Origin of the sequence: Listeria rocourtiae FSL F6-920 (assembly GCF_000525975.1) — a bacterium.
In the GTDB taxonomy this organism is placed as follows: domain Bacteria; phylum Bacillota; class Bacilli; order Lactobacillales; family Listeriaceae; genus Listeria_A; species Listeria_A rocourtiae.
Map to the genome: position 1 here is coordinate 1 of NZ_AODK01000045.1, position 16,514 is coordinate 16,514.

The following is a 16,514-nucleotide window of genomic DNA, read 5'->3' on the forward strand; positions in this document are numbered from 1 at the left end:
TCTTTCAATTGTGCTACGATTTGTTCGCTCATCAAAATATCTTTTACTGATGGAAAAGTACTTACCATTTCTCTTTTTTGCAAATCATAAAGTGACCAATTTAGTTCCATAGTAGTTCCCCCCATAAAAAATACCCTTTTTTCTAGTGTACCAGAAAAAACGTTTTGGAACGATTAAAAGCTTAGGAAAGTGGTGAAAATATCTTTTTATCGAAAAGTTTCTGCAATGTTTCAGTATGCCAAGGTCTACCGAAAACACGTTTACTGACAAAATATTGCGCACGCTCGACTTGACCTTCCTCATTCTCAGCTTCCATCGATAATTTATGTACAAAGCGTTTTTTATCAAGTCTGATAGCTCGGATTTTGTCTTTCGGTAGGAAGAACATTTGTGTTTCGGATTTGCTGACGATGGAGAAGGAGAAAGTGATTAGGCCAACTTCCGTAAACACGAGTACGAGACTGTGCCTTGTTCGCATTGATGGTCCAGCATACATGAGCCTTTGATAGCTTGTCACCATGCCATTATCGGCTAAATATTGATTTACTTCTGTCTCAATTTGGTCTTTCATTGTCATTTGTGACTCACCTCGTTTTTATTTTACCATATAATTAAAAAGCTGGGCGCGATGAAATTGCCCAGCTTGGTTGTTATATTAATTTTTCTGCTTGCAAAGCTATATTTTCTGCGGTTAGTCCATAAAATTCTTGGAGATATGGCATCAAACCAACCTGCCCAAATTGCTCACGTACACCGACACGATACATTGGAACTGGACAGTTTTCGCCGAGAAATTCTGCTACAGCGCTACCAAGTCCACCATTGACATTGTGATTTTCTGCGGTAATGACACGACCTGTTTTTTGAACAGATTGAAAAAGCGTCGCGCCATCCAGTGGTTTGATAGAGAACATATCAATGACTTCTGCAGAAATTCCCGCTGTTTTTAGAATTTCTGCTGCTTTCAAGCTTTCTGCAACCATAATTCCTATAGCGCAAATCGTGATATCTGTACCTTCTTGCAAAATTTTAGCCTTTTCAAAAGTCGTATTTTCATCGTAGAGCTGTGTTGCATTTTTGCGGATAGTCCTTATATAATGCAAACCACCCTTTTTGTAAGCATTCTCGAGAAGCCAACTGAATTGAATCGCATCGCTTGCTTCGTAAACATTGGCGTTCGGTACTTCACGCATTAACCCAATATCTTCAAAAGTCATGTGCGTGCCGCCATTATGTTCCGCAGAAACCCCCGCATCCGAGCCCACAATCACCGCGGATAGTTGTGCGTAGCCTAAAGATACAAATACTTGATCAAAAGCACGGCGGGTCACGAACTGGCCAAACGAATGAACAAATGGTTTGCGACCAATCACGCTAAGCCCCGCTGCGATGCCCATCATGTTCGCTTCCATAATTCCAACGTTGACATATTGTCCTGGTAATTCCACTTTAAGCTTCTCAGTCGACATTGCGCTACTCAAATCAGCTTCCAGTGCAATCACATTCGGATCTTCCGCTGCCAATTTTCGAACCGTATTCGCGTAAACTTGGCGCATCTCAATTTGGTCTTTTTCAAGTATGAGCGTCATTGTGCCACCCCTTCCAAATCATTTTCTAACATTAAAATAGCATCCTCAATTGCTTGCTTATCCGCATCATTAGGACGCAAATGATGATTGTCTGCCTTCTCCTCAATATGCGTCACGCCCTGACCTTTCACCGTATCTAACACAATCGCATACGGTTTTCCAGAACTCCTTTTTGCCATCTGAATTGCCTCATCAATCGCCTGAGTCGAACCACCATCAACCTTCAACGCTTCGAATCCAAACGCAGTCATCTTCGCCTCCAAATCAAGCGGGTCAATAATATCCGCCGTCAAACCATCCAATTGCTTCTTGTTATCGTCAATGAACACAATCATCCGGTCTAAGCGATGATGCCCAATAAACTGAAATGCCTCCCAACACTGCCCCTCATTCAGCTCGCCGTCCCCGACAATCGCATACGTATAATTCTTGCGTCCAGCCAACACATTGCCAAATGCAATACCAGCAGCCACCGAAATTCCCTGACCAAGAGATCCCGTCGTCATCTCCACGCCCGGCGTTAAGTTTCGATCAGGATGTGACGGCAAACGCGTGCCATTTTGATTCAGCGTATACAATTCCTGTTCCGCAAAAAAGCCCTTCAAAAACAGCGTTGCGTAAAGCGCTGGTCCACCGTGCCCCTTCGACAAAACAAAATAATCCCGATTCAAATCACCCGTTTTATCCAAGTCAACCGTTAAATGTTTTCCATAAATCACCGCCAGCGCCTCTACAATCGATAAACTTCCGCCAAAATGTCCAAATCCGAGTGCCTGCAATTCCTTCAACGTATAAAGTCGTATTTGTTTCGCCGCCACATTCAAATTTTCAGACAACATCAAGCTTCCTCCTCTATCGCTTTACTTTTTTTCCGCTTCATACTAAGACCAAACATCACAGCTAAAATTACAATCAGACTCACAACAATTGCAATCGTTCCACCGTGATTCGCGAGCACGCCGAAGAAAATCCCACTTACGCCAAAATCAGTATCCGAGAAAGTCGAGTTCGCAAAACCAAGATTTCCAAGCACTGGCATCAAGAAAACAGGTAAGAAACTAATCAAAATTCCATTCACAAATGCTCCGATAATCGCGCCACGAACGCCTCCTGTTGCATTTCCAAATACACCAGCCGCTGCTCCTGTAAAGAAATGTGGCACAACACCTGGCAAAATAATCACGCCTCCGGTGAACGTCATAATCACCATACTCACAATCCCACCGATAAAACTCGAGAAGAACCCAATCAATACAGCATTAGGTGCATATGGATAAATAATTGGCACATCAAGCGCAGGTTTTGCATTCGGCACTAAACGCTCCGAAATCCCTTTAAATGCCGGCACAATCTCCGCCAACACCAACCGTACCCCAGACAAAATAATAAACACACCAGCCGCAAAAGTCCCAGCTTGAATCATCGCAAACACAAGATAATTTGTGCCATCGCTCAAGTTAGACTCCACATAACTAGGCCCAGCAAACAACGCCACGACTACATAAATCACCATCATCGTCAGCGCAATACTCACCGTGCTGTCTCTCAAAAATCCTAACCCCTTCGGAAAATTAATTTTCTCCGTTGATTTCGGATTTTTACCAGCAACAGCCTTACCAACGAGTCCACTCACCGCGTAACCGACTGCACTAAAATGCCCTAGCGCTACGTTATCATTCCCCGTCAGAATACGCATAAATGGCTGCACAATCGCCGGAGATAGCGACATGATAATCCCCAGCGCCACAGCTCCCGCAATAATCAATGGCACAGACGTAAAGCCTGCCACCGTCATAATAACCGCCAACATACACGCCATATAAAGCGTGTGATGCCCCGTCAAAAAGATATATTTAAACTTCGTAAAACGAGCAATCAAAATGTTAACCATCATCCCGAAAAACATAATCAGCGCTGTATTTGTACCGTAATCTGTCAAAGCAATTGCCACGATTGCCTCATTATTTGGCACAACCCCTGTCACATGAAAAGCTGCCTTAAACATCTCACCAAACGGCGCAAGTGCTGCCGATAAAATCCCAGCCCCTGCTGAAATCACGAGGAAACCAACAAACGTTTTCGTAGTCCCTTTTAACGTATCCGATAATTTTTTTCGTTGCGCAATCAAGCCAATTAATGCAATTAGCGCCACCAAAATCGCCGGCTGACTCAAAATATCCACTAATACTTTTAGAAAGTCATTCATATCTCTTACCCCTCCCAGTTTTTAAATCAAGCCTTTGTCCTGAACGACTGCCGTTACCTTCTCACGTAGCTCATCCATGTCAATAATGCTCTCCAATACAATTACTTCACCAAGCGATTCGCCGCCTTCTGCAATATCCTTTGCCAAGAAAAACACATCCGCGCTATCCGGAGTTGCCGAACTCAAATCCGAATGTGCGACCTCTATGCCCGTCACACCTAACTCCGTCAACACCTGATTAATATTCATCTCCACCATAAAACTTGTACCAAGACCTGATCCACAAACCGCTAAAATTCTCATGCTTGTTCCTCCCCTTCTACTAATAACCTTGTAATTTCATCTACTGATTCCGCCTGTTTCAACTTCTCCAAAGCTGCATCATTCGTCAAAAAATTTCATCAGTTGCGACAAAGCCTTCAAATGCGCCTCATTATCCACAGCTGCGAGACAAATAAAAATATCAATCGCAGGCCCTGATGCATCCATTAAATGCACTGGTTTGCGCGCCCGCAAGAAAGACATACCAATCTGATTCACACCTTTTTCAGGTCGCGCATGCGGAATTGCAATCCCTTTTCCGATATGAATGTATGTCCCCAGCTCCTCAACTGTTTCAATCATTGCATCTACATAACTCGTTTTTACACGATTCGCCGTCACAAGTGGTGTTGCCGCAAGTCGAATCGCTTCTTTCCAATCCAGTTCCTCATCCGTAAACTGAATCATATCCTTCGTTAATAATTCAGATAGCATTGGCGCGTATCCCCTCTCTCTTGACACTTTTCCATAAATTTTATTAAAAATGGCATCATATAATTTCTGTTCATCCTCAATCACCGCGTGCCGTTCGATGATTTCCAGTAACGCATCTACAGAAATATGGCGGTGGTCAATCGTTGGGAAATCTGCTGCAACCGCTTGAATTAAGTAGTTCTTTTCCAGTGATGTAAGCAGCGGTTGCACTAAGTACACCGGTTTGCGCGTTGGTACATATACCGTTGAAAAAATCATATCGTATCCCGACTCCGGAATATTCCCCACGTCCGCCATCGCAAAGCGCAATTCCGGAAACAGCTGGCGCAACTGCGATTTAAGCATCAGCGACGTACTAATCCCATTCGGACAAACCAATAACGCCTCGAACTCCCGCGGTGCCTCCACTTTCCTTTCAAAATACCCACCAAAATGAATCGTAAAATAACCAATCTCCGCCTCATTCACCGTTTTTCCAGTCATTTTTGCGAGCGGTGACAACGCCTGCTTCACAAACGCGAACAATTCCGAATGTGCTGATTTAATTTGTTCCGTCATCGGTGCAACTAGTGGCAATGAAAACACAATTCGAAAATAAGCCGGAACAAGATGATTATAAAGACTCTGCCGTAACTCGCGCTTATTATCAAGCGTCAGCAATGTCAGCTTCTCAAAAGTTGCAATAATCCGATCTGCTAAATCAAGCAGTATCGCATGCTCACCAATTTCCACCGTATGTTGCGCCCCAATCAATTGTACCGTCACATAAAGTTTCTCCATCAGATATGCCTTCCCAAATAACTGCACCACAAGCGATTCCGTCATCTGATAGACTATCTGTTGTTCAATCAACTCCCGCTCCACCTCTTGAAAAGCGAGCCCTTCATGTTTCCCACGACACCTCAGAAATGTCGCCAAGTAAATCCATTCCCGTTGCCGATCCTGCACCAACTCCACTTGATTTACCTTTTGCCAATCAAGCAAAATCCGTTCTGTGTCATCCAGTCGCGCCCGCAATCCCCAACTCTCCAGCACGAATTTCAGCGCCACCTCACCAAGTGGCAAAACGAGTAGCGCATTCACACAACGTCCAGCAAGTACCCGCTTGCCCCGCTCTGTCCCCACTAAATGGTAGCCAGAAATCCGCGAATAAACGAGCCGAACATCAGCCTCTGCACAGAACCCACGCACCTTTTTAACATCACTCAGCGCCGTATTCCGACTCACATGCAACACCCGCTGATAATGAAAATTCGAAATTTCCTCCTGACGAATAAACGTATACAAATAAAGCAAATACACCCGATCCTGCTCTCCGAGAAAAAGCTCCTCCTGGCGTATAAATAACTCCGATCCCTCTAAATAACTCTTTTTCAGCTTAGGATCAATAATAAAGACTTGATTTCGCACCTCAATTTCCGATTTTCCAACATGCTGCAAAGCCTGATTCATCTTTTCAAAATCATATTGAAACTGCCGCTCCGACAGCCCCATTTTCCGAACAAGCGCCCCGCTCGTCATTTTCTCATACCGAATAATCTGCTCAAAAAGCCGAAATGCACGTTGATCAAACATGGTTGCCTCCTCCTTACTTTTATTTTAAAGCGGTTACATGAAGATAGCTAGGTGATTTGAGTACAAAGTATGTGTGGCGTTTGGTGATTGGATTGGGTTTTTGGTGGGGTATTGTGATTATAGCAGAGGTTCTGGGGGAATGGGGAAAAGCCGAGTTCACGGATTGGTTGTCCGGGAACTCGGCTTTTATTAATAATCTATCCAATTTTGTAGAGAACCATCATCAGGCATTTTTTACAGCAATATCTGAACAACATTGATCAAACGCATTAATAATTATGTCCACTTCTTCTTTTACAGCAATTTGATTTAGCCAGCCTTCCGGTATTTCGTCCATTTTAAAATACATCCCAGCCAAAGAACCCGTTATGGATGCTACTGTATCCGTGTCAGCACCCAAATTCACCGATTTGATAATTGCATCTCTAAATGTACTGGAATTACCAAAACTCCATATGGCTGCTTCTAGTGTATGCACCACATATCCGCCAGATAGAATTTCCGAACGCTCAATATTGAAGAAATCATCACTAAATATCCTTTCAAAATGTACTATTTCTCGAATGTATGGATGATTTTCACGATAATTTTCTTGAAATGCTTGATAAATATCTTGTAACGACTTTTGTAAAGAATGATCATGATAAAGCCCTAGTAGTAGTTCTATACAAATAATCGACCCTACAATGGCACGAGGATGGGCGTGTGTAATTTCTGTATATGCTTTAATAACTCCTACTCTCTTTATGAAGTCAGGTTCAGTGTATAGCAAAAAAAACGAGCGGAGATATTCTCATAATAGCCCCATTACCATTATCCATTTCAGAAGTACCACCACACTCATGTGGCGAAACCCCTCTCCGATACTTCATAATCGACTCCACCGTTGTATTCCCAATATCAAACATTTTACCATAAGGCGTACAATAGCCAGACTCACCATATGCTACAAATTTATCCATCAATTCTTTTGTTGTACCATTTTCTAAAATATTTTTTATTAAACAGAGTGTCAGCGAGGTATCATCTGACCAAGTGCCCGGAGGTTGGTTATATGTCCCATATCCTGTCATATCATTCACAAAGAAAGTATCTCGTCTCATAAATTCCACCGGTACACCAATCGCATCTCCAATAATTCCTCCATACAGAGTTGGCCGCAAGCGCTTACTTATGTTCAATCTTAAAAACATCTCGTCCCATCTATTTTTCGGCTCGTTACTTTGCATTTTATACTCCTACCTTTCTTTAGAAAGTTTAATTTATCCAACTTAATTACCTACCTTCAAAATACCATCAATATAAAATTTTTGTCGCCATACTAAACGCGCGTATTCCCTTCACTACTGGAATAATATCCAACAACGCAAACTCTCCTCGTGTCGCGCGCTCTGTTCCGTCCATTTCGCGTCCAGTCATCTTTTTTATTATTTTACTAAAAAGAAAAACTGTGTAAACAATGAGGCTAGAATTCATTATTTACACAGCTCATTTTATACTCCCGTCATCAAATTAAGCTTCCGACTGCTAACTTGTTGTACCTGATCCATTAGAAAGTAATTTTTCCTTACTTTTATGTGTCCTCCATATCCGCATATCTTACAGGCTGCTCAACTAATCTCATGTCCATAAAAATACTTCGATTCCATTTTCCAATTATTCTTGGAAAGTTCATTCACATAGCTAGTGACAGAATTCAAACTATCTTGATTCATTTAGACTTTCTCAAATAATCTACCAAAATTGAAGTTGTATCCTTTCTTTCAAAAAGCTTTCTATCTTGTAATACTTCTTCAATTTTTTCTCCGTTCTGGGTTAGGGCTTCATTAATTAATATGATAGCATTCATTATATATTTACCAGATTCCTCCTCATCCAAAAGTGCCTTTTCAATAACTTGACTGTTAGTATTCGCATTTTTATTTATCCTTAAGTCAATCTGATTATCTTTACATAGAATATATTTTAACACCATAATAATATGCCATCTCGCCCTGATATACTTTTTCTTATTGTTTTGAACAAATCTCTCTACCTTATACCAAGCCAAACCACTAACATAGTATACATTTAAGAATGAAAGATCACTTTCTTCATCGAAAAGCATACCCCTTGTCTTTTTCTCCACTTTTCCATATTGTCCGGATACTTCATGTGGCAAATCTAAAAATAGAGCTGACGTTGCCTTAATCTGAGAAGGAATTGTAATAATCTTAGTTTTTTGTATGCTCTCATCTCTATACTGCTCTGTTCTACGTTCATAATATAAATCAAATTCTTTTGCTTTTCTTTTTATAGTATAATATTCTTCCAAAGCTTTTTGTATAGGCGATAAAGCAGCCAACTGCTCTGGCTTTAAAGCAGTCTGACTGTTTGTTGCTCTTATTATTGAGTTTTTAGTTTCTTCATCATTGGTGGCAATAAACCTAGCAGGAATATAGATATCCTCATCAAGATTAATTTTATCGAGAACCTCAAAAATAACGTTGCTGGTTTGACACCCATTTACAATTTGATAATTTATTAAAGTCAGTTCTTCCGAATTTAAGTTAACTTCATCGCTAATTATTGTAATTCCATTATTCAAGACCCCAAATAAATGCTTTGAATCTCCTACTAGTTGTTCCTTCATCGTATGGTTTACTTCAACTTTTTCTTTTGCTCCTAAGTAATATCTAATATTATCATCAAAAATACCTTTTCGTAAAATCCGCTTCCCAGAAACTTCATCTGTCAAGATATTAACAAAATCAGCTAATTTTATTAGACCAAAATAACCATTTTTAATCTTTTTAGTAGGATCTTTTGGATAAGCTACAGGAGATTTTGTCATATTAATTGAAATTTCTAAATCTGAATTAGCCTTATTTTGCAAGTCCATTATTTGTTTTACACCCAAAAATTGAGGACTAGATATTTTGCTAAATAAATTCAAATCATCTAAACCAAGAAGATTTTGTTCTACAGTAGCTTTCATATGTATATCATTTAGATTAATATCTTTTGGAGCCAGACTTGCAAAAACAAGATTCAGTTCTGGTCTTTTTTTAAATTTAGATACTTTTGTATATATATACTTTGCAACTTCCCAAAACACTTCCAATTCATTAATTTCGCATTTTTCAAAATTAAAAAATCTGCGAACTCCTGAGAAAAAATCATTAACTTCTTGGCGATTAAATTTTTGAGTAGTTTTTGACTGTGTAAAAAAGAAGTTAACTTCAAATTTTTTAAGATCTTCAATGATATCATCCACATCTTCAATACTTGTTACAAGCTTATCAGCAACGAAAATAGCTACCCCATCAATTCCAAATGCACTTCCAGTATCCATATCTTCATATAATGCATTGGGATCATTTCCGTATATATTTAAAACCAAGTCATTAATATATTGTTCAAATAAAGAATGTTGGTCTCTAGATTCTTTTGCGCTAATTTCATATTTATGAGAAAAACCCTCCAAGTAGGATAATATAATTGGATGGGTTATATGCGTAGCATTTGACATAAAATCATCTCCCTTTATCTACTAGTTTCACAAAATACTTGAGCCGAAAATAAAGAACTCCGACTCGCTTTCATTAATATATTCAATTAGAGAAGAGCTCAAAAAACAATTCGATGCTCTTCTCAATTACCATATTAATAATAAGTCATAACTTTAGTTCATCGTCTACTTTGACAACTATCTTTTACTGTTAACTTCTTTTAAATATTTATGTCTACTCTCTCATTGAATAGGCCCCATAAATTCAGTGATAACCATTATATGTTCTTTAAGCTTAACTTTTTTTTAAGTTATCTACTTTTTCAGGTCCACCTAACCCCAAAAGCGGTGTATATCCAAAACACTCTTCTTGCTTTAATGAACCATACTTTTCTATGGCCGAAAAATACTGAATGGAGTCTAATTCTTCATTTACAAACTCTTCATCTTCTAAGTCTGAGAAAAAATATTTAAAAGATATACCCTTTAATTTACTTTTTCTATACTTAATCAACATCAAGAACTTATTTTCTTCCCAAGTTATAATGTCACCTAAGCCCGTTGTAAATATTGGTATGGCTACATCTTTTCTGAAATATGATGCTTCAAGTATTCCCTTATAATCATTTGGGTTTACAACCCTTATATAATTATTTAAAAAGCTGCCAAATCCATATGTTTTCCATATATCTATTATTTCTTTAGGAAGAATATTTTCATATGCCATAACAAGCTCCTGACCAACAGGCTCAACCACTTTGAAGTCTGCAAAAATATTGCTCATTATCCCTCACTCCTTTGAATCTCAATGTGTTAATTTAACATTTAGGTAGGTGTTCTTCAACTGATTTGGTGTCATATGCTTGGCCATTTCACTAATCTGCTCATCCACCATGTCTATTCTGTATCTCCACTGGCTTCCTATCGATGAGTTAATGCGCCTATCTCCCATACCGCCAATTATATCAGCTTTTCCGCCTGCTATCTGATCTGGGTTATGCAGTGCAGCTTGTGTATCTAGCCATTCATTGGTTTGTTGCTTAGCTTCCTTTGCAGAATATCCAGCATCTCTTAACTCATCATATTTTTCTATATATGCCTGCTCCCTTGCTACTTGCTGAGCTGCATTACCTTCCAAAGCTCTTCCATCTTCTATATATCGTTCTCTATTTGCTAAGTACTCCTCAACCGTCAATTCATTCATGCCATGTTCTTGATCTTTCAGCTGCCTTACAAATTCTTCTGCATCATGATTTGTATTTCTATTAAAACTAACTTCTATTTCATTTAATCGCGGTACGTCATCAATATGCTCTGCTGACTCCCTAGCTACTCTTCCGGTAGTAGAAACAGCTTCATCCCCACCACCAAACATCCCTTTCGCCACATTCTCAAATCGATGTGTATTCTCTGCAACTCCAGGGGCAATGTGTACTGTGCCAATGTGCGTAGCAACAACTCGTGATTTCGCAATGCTTTTAAATGTTGTTGCGGTTTCATCCGTTAACTTTCCAGCCTGGATGGCACCATTTCTTAGCTGTGTCTTGGCCGCACTTTTAGCACTACTAGCCACATCACTAATCACCCTCGGCACATTCCTTATTCGCTCGGCACTCTCACGCAACGCTTGTCTTCCCATCGCGTCCACATGCGATAATCCCTGCTGTGCAGTCTGTCTCAACGTCAACTTACTACCAACTTGCGTGGCATCTAACGCTAGTCCTCCAGCTTTAGTCGCCGTACTAAACGCTCGGATTCCCTTCACGCCCGGAATTATATCCAGCAACGCAAACGCCCCTCGAGTCGCGCGCTCTGTCCCGTCCATTTCGCGTCCAGTCATCCAGTCTTTTCCGGTCGCGGCGCTACTCAATTCTAGTGTACCATACGCGATGCCAAGTGCCAAACCTGCGGGTGGACACACTATACTTACCCCGATAATCACAATTGTCGCTCCGATATCACGCCATAATTCGAGATTCTGCTGGCCATCCCGAATCGAATCATACTCAAACGCACGCGAACTCGACACCGCAGATTGGTATTGCTCATATGTAAACTCCTGATCTGGATTCTGTTTACTATACTCCGCAAATTGGGCTTTTAGATTGTCTGCAAAAAAAGTTATCCCCTGCCATGATGTCGCTTAACTTAATCTTATCTTTTGGCACGGTAGTCGTTGTTGCGCCGTAACCACCGTAATCGTATCCACCTGTTGTTATAATCGTCGTTGCGCCAATTGTATTTTTCGTTTCATAATCGTCAATCGACAAATTTTCCATCTTCTCGACAAACTTATCAATGTCTTTGTAAAATGGTTCATCAATGACTCGCTCTACCATATTTCCCGCATCGCCTGCATAATCATGAAGTACTTTTATTTTCTCGAACAAGGTTTGATACTTACTTTCCATGTCCGTGAAAGAAAAGGAAATCACGCCATCTTGATCACCTTTGCGAATATCATTTTGCGCATCTTCAAAATTGGTGTTGATTTTCTTCAATTGATCGATAACACCTTTTCCCCAGACACCTAGACCAACAAGTGTTCCCAAGGCATTTTTGGACTTATCCCATTCACTTTCTTTATATTTCACATCCATCTTCTACGCCTCCCTCTACTCTGGCAAGTCTAGTTTTTCAAAGAATTCTTGCCCCAGCGACTCGTCTTGTTCTCTCATCACATTGATTGTATGTGCAACCAAATTCGCTATTTGTGCATAGTTATCGTACAAATCCATCGCCTTTTTATTCGCTTTCTCGTAAACTTCCAGTGCCTTCTTCGCTTTGCCCTCTTCATAAAACGTGATGGAGGCAATGGACGCTGTTAATTTCCCCAATTTCTCAAGCTCATTATTAATTTTTTGAATCTTATTATAAATCGTTGAAATCTCGTCCACGCTAATCGATATATCCGCGGTACCGCCACCAGCACCTGCTCCGTCCATTGCGACGTTAGCCATGTTGCGCCACCTCCTTGTAAGGGAATTCCATTTCATCAAATACGAGTTTCATCAACCAATATTGGCTTGCTTGTTGGTATTGCTGACGCGCAACATCCAGGGATACAAGCTTGTCGCCATACAGGAAAAATAGCCAATTTTGATAAAAGTTTGGTTCTGTTATTTCAGCTGGAAATTTGTCCAAATGGAAAACTTCAAAATTGAAAACTGGTTCGCTGAGTTCCATCGCCTTGATTTCATTTTTTTCTTGGTTCGTCAGTTCGGCGGTTAGGAATGATTTTTCATCTTCGGTCGGCTCACGTGCGATTAATGGGAAGCCGTCATATAAGAGTTTTAATGCGTGTGCTTTGGATAAGACGAGTAATCTGTAGTATTTGTTTTTCTCGGCTTCGATGATGAGGACGACTTCTTCGGTGTTGTCTTCTTGAAATGAGAACATGATATTGTTACAACGTACGTATTTCTTGCTTCGATGGTACGCGGATAGTTTGTTAATAACGAAGGCACCGCTTTTAGTAATAACGCCTTCTGGGGTTAGGATTTCTTTTGCGATGAGTTGTTGTTGGGCATATGCCATTGGATCGTCATCGCGTAGGATAAACACTTCTTTACCCGGAAAGCCGAATAAAACTTGGCCATCCGTTGCGGCAAGCAAGAGATACATTTCTTCGAGGCTAAAATAGTCATTGGGATTTATCATAGTTCTTTAACTTCCCGAACTTTGGATTTGATGTGTTTTTCTGAATTTTATAAATAAAAAAATAAAACCAGTACCAATTTCTCCTGTCAAAGAGAAACGGTACTGGTTTGACTATTTAATGTTTAAAATCCTTATTTACTTTGCTCAACAATTAATTCTAAACGAGGATAAGGAATATCTTTACTTTGCTCCCGGACTGTTTCCTGAAACTTAAGTTCATCCTCATTTATATATCCTTTAAAATAAATATCTTGAATATCTTCCCCATTAAAAAAATAGGCAAGCTGATTTGTATGTCCATCAGGGTATAAACAAGCCCCATATTCAAAGTAACCTATAACTCCACTATTATTATATAATGGCAAGCGGCTCGTTACTAAAACTAGCTTGTCTCCATTTTTTAATTTAACTACTGAACCTAAAGGTAATAGCTCTTCCATCATCATTCTCCATTCTTAATAACTAATTTATTTTTTTTTATATAGTGTATATATCTTTCTGCGTTTAAATGGTCTTTGGAGGGCAAAAATAGTTGTAGGTAACATCCAAAATAATGTAGTAGCAAAAAATAAAAGCGCCTCACCGTTAGAAGTATACAATATAAAGGTACTAACAAGTGCTAATAAAATTGTCCAAACACCTGTCATCATATTTTTTTTAAACTGTTTTTCTCCCTCTTTAAAACAAGCAGCAGTCTCCTCTTCTGATATATTTTTGTTATAAGTACTCTTCTTAGAGAAGTGATCAATTACTGTGATAATAATGAAACTAACAGCTACTCCACTTAAAATACTTAAAAGCGTCAGATGAAAAATAGTCATTTTTATAATCACTGATTTTAATAACGCATATAAAATAACTCCCACTGTTCCTGAAATAAGAGTCAAAATAGTACTTTTAGATGAGTAACTCCCTTCTACAAGTCTTTTGTCCTCCACATTATAAAAATAATTCTTGTTCTCTTCCTTATGATAAAAAACCGGAATCCAAGGTGATTTCATTATTTCATTCCTTTCTTAACCAAACAGACTACCTAGCCCATTCATAAACCCAGAGGCAGCATTACCAATAGTATCTCCAACACTCTTAACAACATCTTTCGCGCCTTTGATAATTTCATCCTTTTTATCGTAGACTTTATCAAATAAATAGTTCCCAACTGCTGTAATTCCAACACCGACTACAAAACCTAATGCAGCGCCTACTAAAGTTCCAACTACGGGAATAGGGATAGCTGTACCGATAACCCCGCCTATAGCTGCACCTGCCTCCCCTCCTGCAAGTCCAATTCCTACATGGACCACAGATTTAATGACAGCATCTCCTACATTTTCTCCACTCACTATCTGAGTCACACCGTCAATCACACCTCCAATAACTGGAAGACCAAATTTACCAAATTTAGAAATAGTATTCCCTGCCTTAATTATAGAAGTGGTTACAGCTGATGTGTTCGGATTTACCATTACAAAATTACCTGATCCACCAGGTCCCATTTTACCTGTTAGAGCTGTTAGGAAGAAACCAAAACTCTGCACTGCTTTACCGCTTGATTCTACTGTGGTTGAAAATAAGTCTTGTGGTAAACTATCCTTAATGGATTGAGGGATTTCACCTACATCATTCATAAAATAATCAATAATATCTTGCGGTGGTTCAATTTCAGGATTATTTTGTGCAAATTTAAATAAAGCTATCTTTTCTTCTTCCGATAAATTAGGTAGTTTCTTTTGTATACTTTCTATAAATTGAGTGTTCTTATTTTCAACTTGTCGACTTATAATGCTTGTCCACGCTAAATCCTTTTGTGCTGGAATAGTAAACGAACCTGTTGTTGGATTAAAGCCTGTTTTTGTTTGTGATAATCCTTGTTTTACCGCCTGCTGTAAAACAGAAATTTCCTCAAAGATAGTGGGTGAGCTTGCATGAAAATCCATTAACTTCCGTAGCTTCTCTTCTAACTCTTTCTTAATATTATTGTACAGGCCAATCATTGTCGCATTTGCTGATAGTTGAAAAAACTTAACAATATCTGGTGTACTTGAAGATTGTAATTGCCTCCTAATATCCTCTGCTTGCGTAATTAAATCGTCTGTCTGTCTAATTTTTTCTTCTAATTCTGATTGTTTTAAATCCCCGCTATCTACTCGAGAAATATATTCTTCTGGAAATTTTTTAACTGCTTGTTCGACTGCCTCTGATAATAAAATACCCCCTTGAGCTAAAGGATACAAGACCGCAGTAAAAAAAGCTTTTGCAGAATCATACGCTTGCCCTGTTAGAAATGGACTATTCATAGCAAATTCATTGATTGCTTTTTGTAGTTGCTCATATCCTATTATTTGTTGTTTCGCTAGGTTGCTAACACTTGCGGCTTGCCCTTGTGACTCAGATACATACATATCAACACTCATCTGTTTCCGCCCCTTTTGTTAAAGTAAGCTTTCTTTTTTCAAACACAACATCATCTATCTGTCTCTGTATATTTCTCTTGCTCTGTCCCAATTCTCGTTCATTTTCTTCTAAGTGTTCCATTATTTTTCTAGATTCACGTAAAAATTCATCTCTAACAGATTCAAAATAGAAGCGATTATCATTTTTATGAAAAGCATAACCTACGTTATCCAAAAAATGCGTTGCCCTATGAAAATGCCCCTCATAGGACTCCTTCACTCGTTGTATTTGCTTCGTACCTTTTTCCAAACTCACCTCTTTTTCCAATAGTTCGCGTTCTTCTAAATGTAAATCATCCCATGTTACCATTAGAATACCTCCCCAATAGACTGTTCTAGGCCTTGCCCCGCTTTTTTATCAACCGCTTCAAAGCTTGATGCCACGCTTTGAATATTTGAAGAAGCTGTTGCAACAGCGCTAGCAATTTGTTGTGCTACTTCTTGCGCCATTTTAATAGAATCACCGGCGGACTTGTTACCGGCAACTGTCGTTTGGCTATCTGTTGTAATAGAGACCGATGAAATAAGACTATCTGTGGCATTTTTTTAAAGCTGTTGCTTTCAAACTAGCGCCGTCTAAATCACTTTGTAACTTTGACATATATAGAACCTCCTCACATAATAGCGTATTTGATTCTACCTCACTCAAGCATACCTCTTATTAATTTTTCCTTCTCTACTCCTCTCCAGTTTCCTTCAAAGAGATTGTTGGTTCATAATATACTTTATTTGCATCTTGTAGTGGGTAATAATATTAAAAAGGCTACGAAGGCTTAATTATTTTT

Annotated in this window: 20 protein-coding genes and 1 pseudogene; 1 reads left to right on the forward strand and 20 read right to left on the reverse strand. The window is 39.3% G+C overall.

Annotation, left to right across the window (positions count from 1 at the left end; translation table 11 throughout):
* Positions 1–181 precede the first annotated feature (181 nt).
* The 6 genes from PROCOU_RS13415 to PROCOU_RS13440 form a co-directional block, all read right to left on the reverse strand.
* The gene (locus PROCOU_RS13415; protein WP_036073299.1) at positions 182–577 is read right to left on the reverse strand and encodes a hypothetical protein; all 396 of its coding nucleotides are present in this window, start codon (positions 575–577) and stop codon (positions 182–184) included.
* 73 nt (positions 578–650) lie between these two features.
* Entirely contained in the window at positions 651–1,589 is a 939-nt protein-coding gene (locus PROCOU_RS13420; RefSeq protein WP_036073301.1) for a transketolase family protein, read from the reverse strand.
* On the reverse strand, positions 1,586–2,428 hold the full coding sequence (locus PROCOU_RS13425; RefSeq protein WP_036073302.1) for a transketolase: 843 nt from the start codon (positions 2,426–2,428) through the stop codon (positions 1,586–1,588). Before PROCOU_RS13425 ends, PROCOU_RS13420 begins: the two co-directional genes overlap by 4 nt.
* On the reverse strand, positions 2,428–3,795 hold the full coding sequence (locus PROCOU_RS13430) for a PTS ascorbate transporter subunit IIC (protein WP_036073304.1): 1,368 nt from the start codon (positions 3,793–3,795) through the stop codon (positions 2,428–2,430). The genes PROCOU_RS13425 and PROCOU_RS13430 overlap by 1 nt, the downstream gene beginning before the upstream one ends.
* A 21-nt stretch (positions 3,796–3,816) precedes the next feature.
* On the reverse strand, positions 3,817–4,098 hold the full coding sequence (locus PROCOU_RS13435; RefSeq protein WP_036073306.1) for a PTS sugar transporter subunit IIB: 282 nt from the start codon (positions 4,096–4,098) through the stop codon (positions 3,817–3,819).
* A gap of 78 nt (positions 4,099–4,176) precedes the next feature.
* Complete coding sequence (locus PROCOU_RS13440; protein WP_051994409.1) at positions 4,177–6,126, reverse strand: BglG family transcription antiterminator; 1,950 nt, start codon at positions 6,124–6,126, stop codon at positions 4,177–4,179.
* Between the two features lie 56 nt (positions 6,127–6,182).
* On the opposite strand from PROCOU_RS13440, the gene PROCOU_RS17560 reads away from it, so the two are divergent.
* Entirely contained in the window at positions 6,183–6,386 is a 204-nt protein-coding gene (locus PROCOU_RS17560) for a hypothetical protein (RefSeq protein WP_149023674.1), read from the forward strand.
* On the opposite strand, the gene PROCOU_RS19110 is transcribed toward PROCOU_RS17560, so the two are convergent.
* The 14 genes and pseudogenes from PROCOU_RS19110 to PROCOU_RS17275 all read right to left on the reverse strand — a co-directional run bounded on the left by PROCOU_RS19110 (position 6,350) and on the right by PROCOU_RS17275 (position 16,254).
* Positions 6,350–6,898, reverse strand: coding sequence for an ADP-ribosylglycohydrolase family protein (locus tag PROCOU_RS19110; RefSeq protein WP_341871266.1), 549 nt, complete (start codon positions 6,896–6,898; stop codon positions 6,350–6,352). The two genes, PROCOU_RS17560 and PROCOU_RS19110, sit on opposite strands and share 37 nt — an antisense overlap.
* Positions 6,885–7,355, reverse strand: a complete 471-nt coding sequence (locus tag PROCOU_RS19115) for an ADP-ribosylglycohydrolase family protein (protein WP_341871267.1) — start codon at positions 7,353–7,355, stop codon at positions 6,885–6,887. The genes PROCOU_RS19110 and PROCOU_RS19115 overlap by 14 nt, the downstream gene beginning before the upstream one ends.
* Positions 7,356–7,422: 67 nt before the next feature.
* Positions 7,423–7,602 carry a hypothetical protein gene (locus PROCOU_RS13450; RefSeq protein WP_036073307.1) on the reverse strand — a complete coding sequence of 60 codons (180 nt, stop codon included), beginning with the start codon at positions 7,600–7,602 and terminating at the stop codon, positions 7,423–7,425.
* Between the two features lie 235 nt (positions 7,603–7,837).
* Entirely contained in the window at positions 7,838–9,637 is a 1,800-nt protein-coding gene (locus PROCOU_RS13455) for an AIPR family protein (protein ID WP_185460307.1), read from the reverse strand.
* Between the two features lie 222 nt (positions 9,638–9,859).
* Positions 9,860–10,400, reverse strand: a pseudogene (locus PROCOU_RS13460) (T6SS immunity protein Tdi1 domain-containing protein).
* Positions 10,401–10,421: 21 nt separating this feature from the next.
* Positions 10,422–11,645, reverse strand: coding sequence for a polymorphic toxin type 15 domain-containing protein (locus PROCOU_RS18645; RefSeq protein WP_244266327.1), 1,224 nt, complete (start codon positions 11,643–11,645; stop codon positions 10,422–10,424).
* A 49-nt stretch (positions 11,646–11,694) separates the two neighbouring features.
* Entirely contained in the window at positions 11,695–12,216 is a 522-nt protein-coding gene (locus tag PROCOU_RS16770; protein ID WP_051994410.1) for a hypothetical protein, read from the reverse strand.
* Positions 12,217–12,231: 15 nt separating this feature from the next.
* A complete protein-coding gene (locus PROCOU_RS13475) occupies positions 12,232–12,576 on the reverse strand; it encodes a hypothetical protein (RefSeq protein ID WP_036073311.1) in 345 nt (114 codons plus the stop codon).
* Entirely contained in the window at positions 12,569–13,276 is a 708-nt protein-coding gene (locus tag PROCOU_RS13480) for a DUF5081 family protein (RefSeq protein WP_036073314.1), read from the reverse strand. The genes PROCOU_RS13475 and PROCOU_RS13480 overlap by 8 nt, the downstream gene beginning before the upstream one ends.
* A 131-nt stretch (positions 13,277–13,407) precedes the next feature.
* Positions 13,408–13,716, reverse strand: a complete 309-nt coding sequence (locus PROCOU_RS13485) for a DUF4176 domain-containing protein (RefSeq protein ID WP_036073316.1) — start codon at positions 13,714–13,716, stop codon at positions 13,408–13,410.
* Positions 13,717–13,743: 27 nt separating this feature from the next.
* Positions 13,744–14,277, reverse strand: a complete 534-nt coding sequence (locus PROCOU_RS13490) for a DUF443 domain-containing protein (protein WP_036073318.1) — start codon at positions 14,275–14,277, stop codon at positions 13,744–13,746.
* 15 nt (positions 14,278–14,292) lie between these two features.
* Positions 14,293–15,690 (reverse strand): T7SS effector LXG polymorphic toxin, encoded by a 1,398-nt coding sequence (locus tag PROCOU_RS13495; RefSeq protein ID WP_051994411.1) that lies wholly within the window; start codon positions 15,688–15,690, stop codon positions 14,293–14,295.
* Positions 15,680–16,039 carry a DUF3958 family protein gene (locus PROCOU_RS13500; protein ID WP_036073320.1) on the reverse strand — a complete coding sequence of 120 codons (360 nt, stop codon included), beginning with the start codon at positions 16,037–16,039 and terminating at the stop codon, positions 15,680–15,682. The genes PROCOU_RS13495 and PROCOU_RS13500 overlap by 11 nt, the downstream gene beginning before the upstream one ends.
* Positions 16,039–16,254, reverse strand: coding sequence for a TIGR04197 family type VII secretion effector (locus PROCOU_RS17275; RefSeq protein WP_208855816.1), 216 nt, complete (start codon positions 16,252–16,254; stop codon positions 16,039–16,041). Before PROCOU_RS17275 ends, PROCOU_RS13500 begins: the two co-directional genes overlap by 1 nt.
* Positions 16,255–16,514 lie beyond the last annotated feature (260 nt).

Bases quoted from the DNA above. Each gene is read 5' to 3' on its own strand.
- PROCOU_RS16770 (WP_051994410.1), bottom strand. From the start codon at position 12,216: ATGGATGTGAAATATAAAGAAAGTGAATGGGATAAGTCCAAAAATGCC.
- PROCOU_RS13455 (WP_185460307.1), bottom strand. From the start codon at position 9,637: ATGTCAAATGCTACGCATATAACCCATCCAATTATATTATCCTACTTG.
- PROCOU_RS13440 (WP_051994409.1), bottom strand. From the start codon at position 6,126: ATGTTTGATCAACGTGCATTTCGGCTTTTTGAGCAGATTATTCGGTAT.
- PROCOU_RS13425 (WP_036073302.1), bottom strand. From the start codon at position 2,428: ATGTTGTCTGAAAATTTGAATGTGGCGGCGAAACAAATACGACTTTAT.
- PROCOU_RS13495 (WP_051994411.1), bottom strand. From the start codon at position 15,690: ATGAGTGTTGATATGTATGTATCTGAGTCACAAGGGCAAGCCGCAAGT.
- PROCOU_RS13475 (WP_036073311.1), bottom strand. From the start codon at position 12,576: ATGGCTAACGTCGCAATGGACGGAGCAGGTGCTGGTGGCGGTACCGCG.
- PROCOU_RS13500 (WP_036073320.1), bottom strand. From the start codon at position 16,039: ATGGTAACATGGGATGATTTACATTTAGAAGAACGCGAACTATTGGAA.
- PROCOU_RS13415 (WP_036073299.1), bottom strand. From the start codon at position 577: ATGACAATGAAAGACCAAATTGAGACAGAAGTAAATCAATATTTAGCC.
- PROCOU_RS13420 (WP_036073301.1), bottom strand. From the start codon at position 1,589: ATGACGCTCATACTTGAAAAAGACCAAATTGAGATGCGCCAAGTTTAC.
- PROCOU_RS19115 (WP_341871267.1), bottom strand. From the start codon at position 7,355: ATGCAAAGTAACGAGCCGAAAAATAGATGGGACGAGATGTTTTTAAGA.
- PROCOU_RS13450 (WP_036073307.1), bottom strand. From the start codon at position 7,602: ATGAATTCTAGCCTCATTGTTTACACAGTTTTTCTTTTTAGTAAAATA.
- PROCOU_RS13430 (WP_036073304.1), bottom strand. From the start codon at position 3,795: ATGAATGACTTTCTAAAAGTATTAGTGGATATTTTGAGTCAGCCGGCG.
- PROCOU_RS13480 (WP_036073314.1), bottom strand. From the start codon at position 13,276: ATGATAAATCCCAATGACTATTTTAGCCTCGAAGAAATGTATCTCTTG.
- PROCOU_RS13435 (WP_036073306.1), bottom strand. From the start codon at position 4,098: ATGAGAATTTTAGCGGTTTGTGGATCAGGTCTTGGTACAAGTTTTATG.
- PROCOU_RS13485 (WP_036073316.1), bottom strand. From the start codon at position 13,716: ATGGAAGAGCTATTACCTTTAGGTTCAGTAGTTAAATTAAAAAATGGA.
- PROCOU_RS13490 (WP_036073318.1), bottom strand. From the start codon at position 14,277: ATGAAATCACCTTGGATTCCGGTTTTTTATCATAAGGAAGAGAACAAG.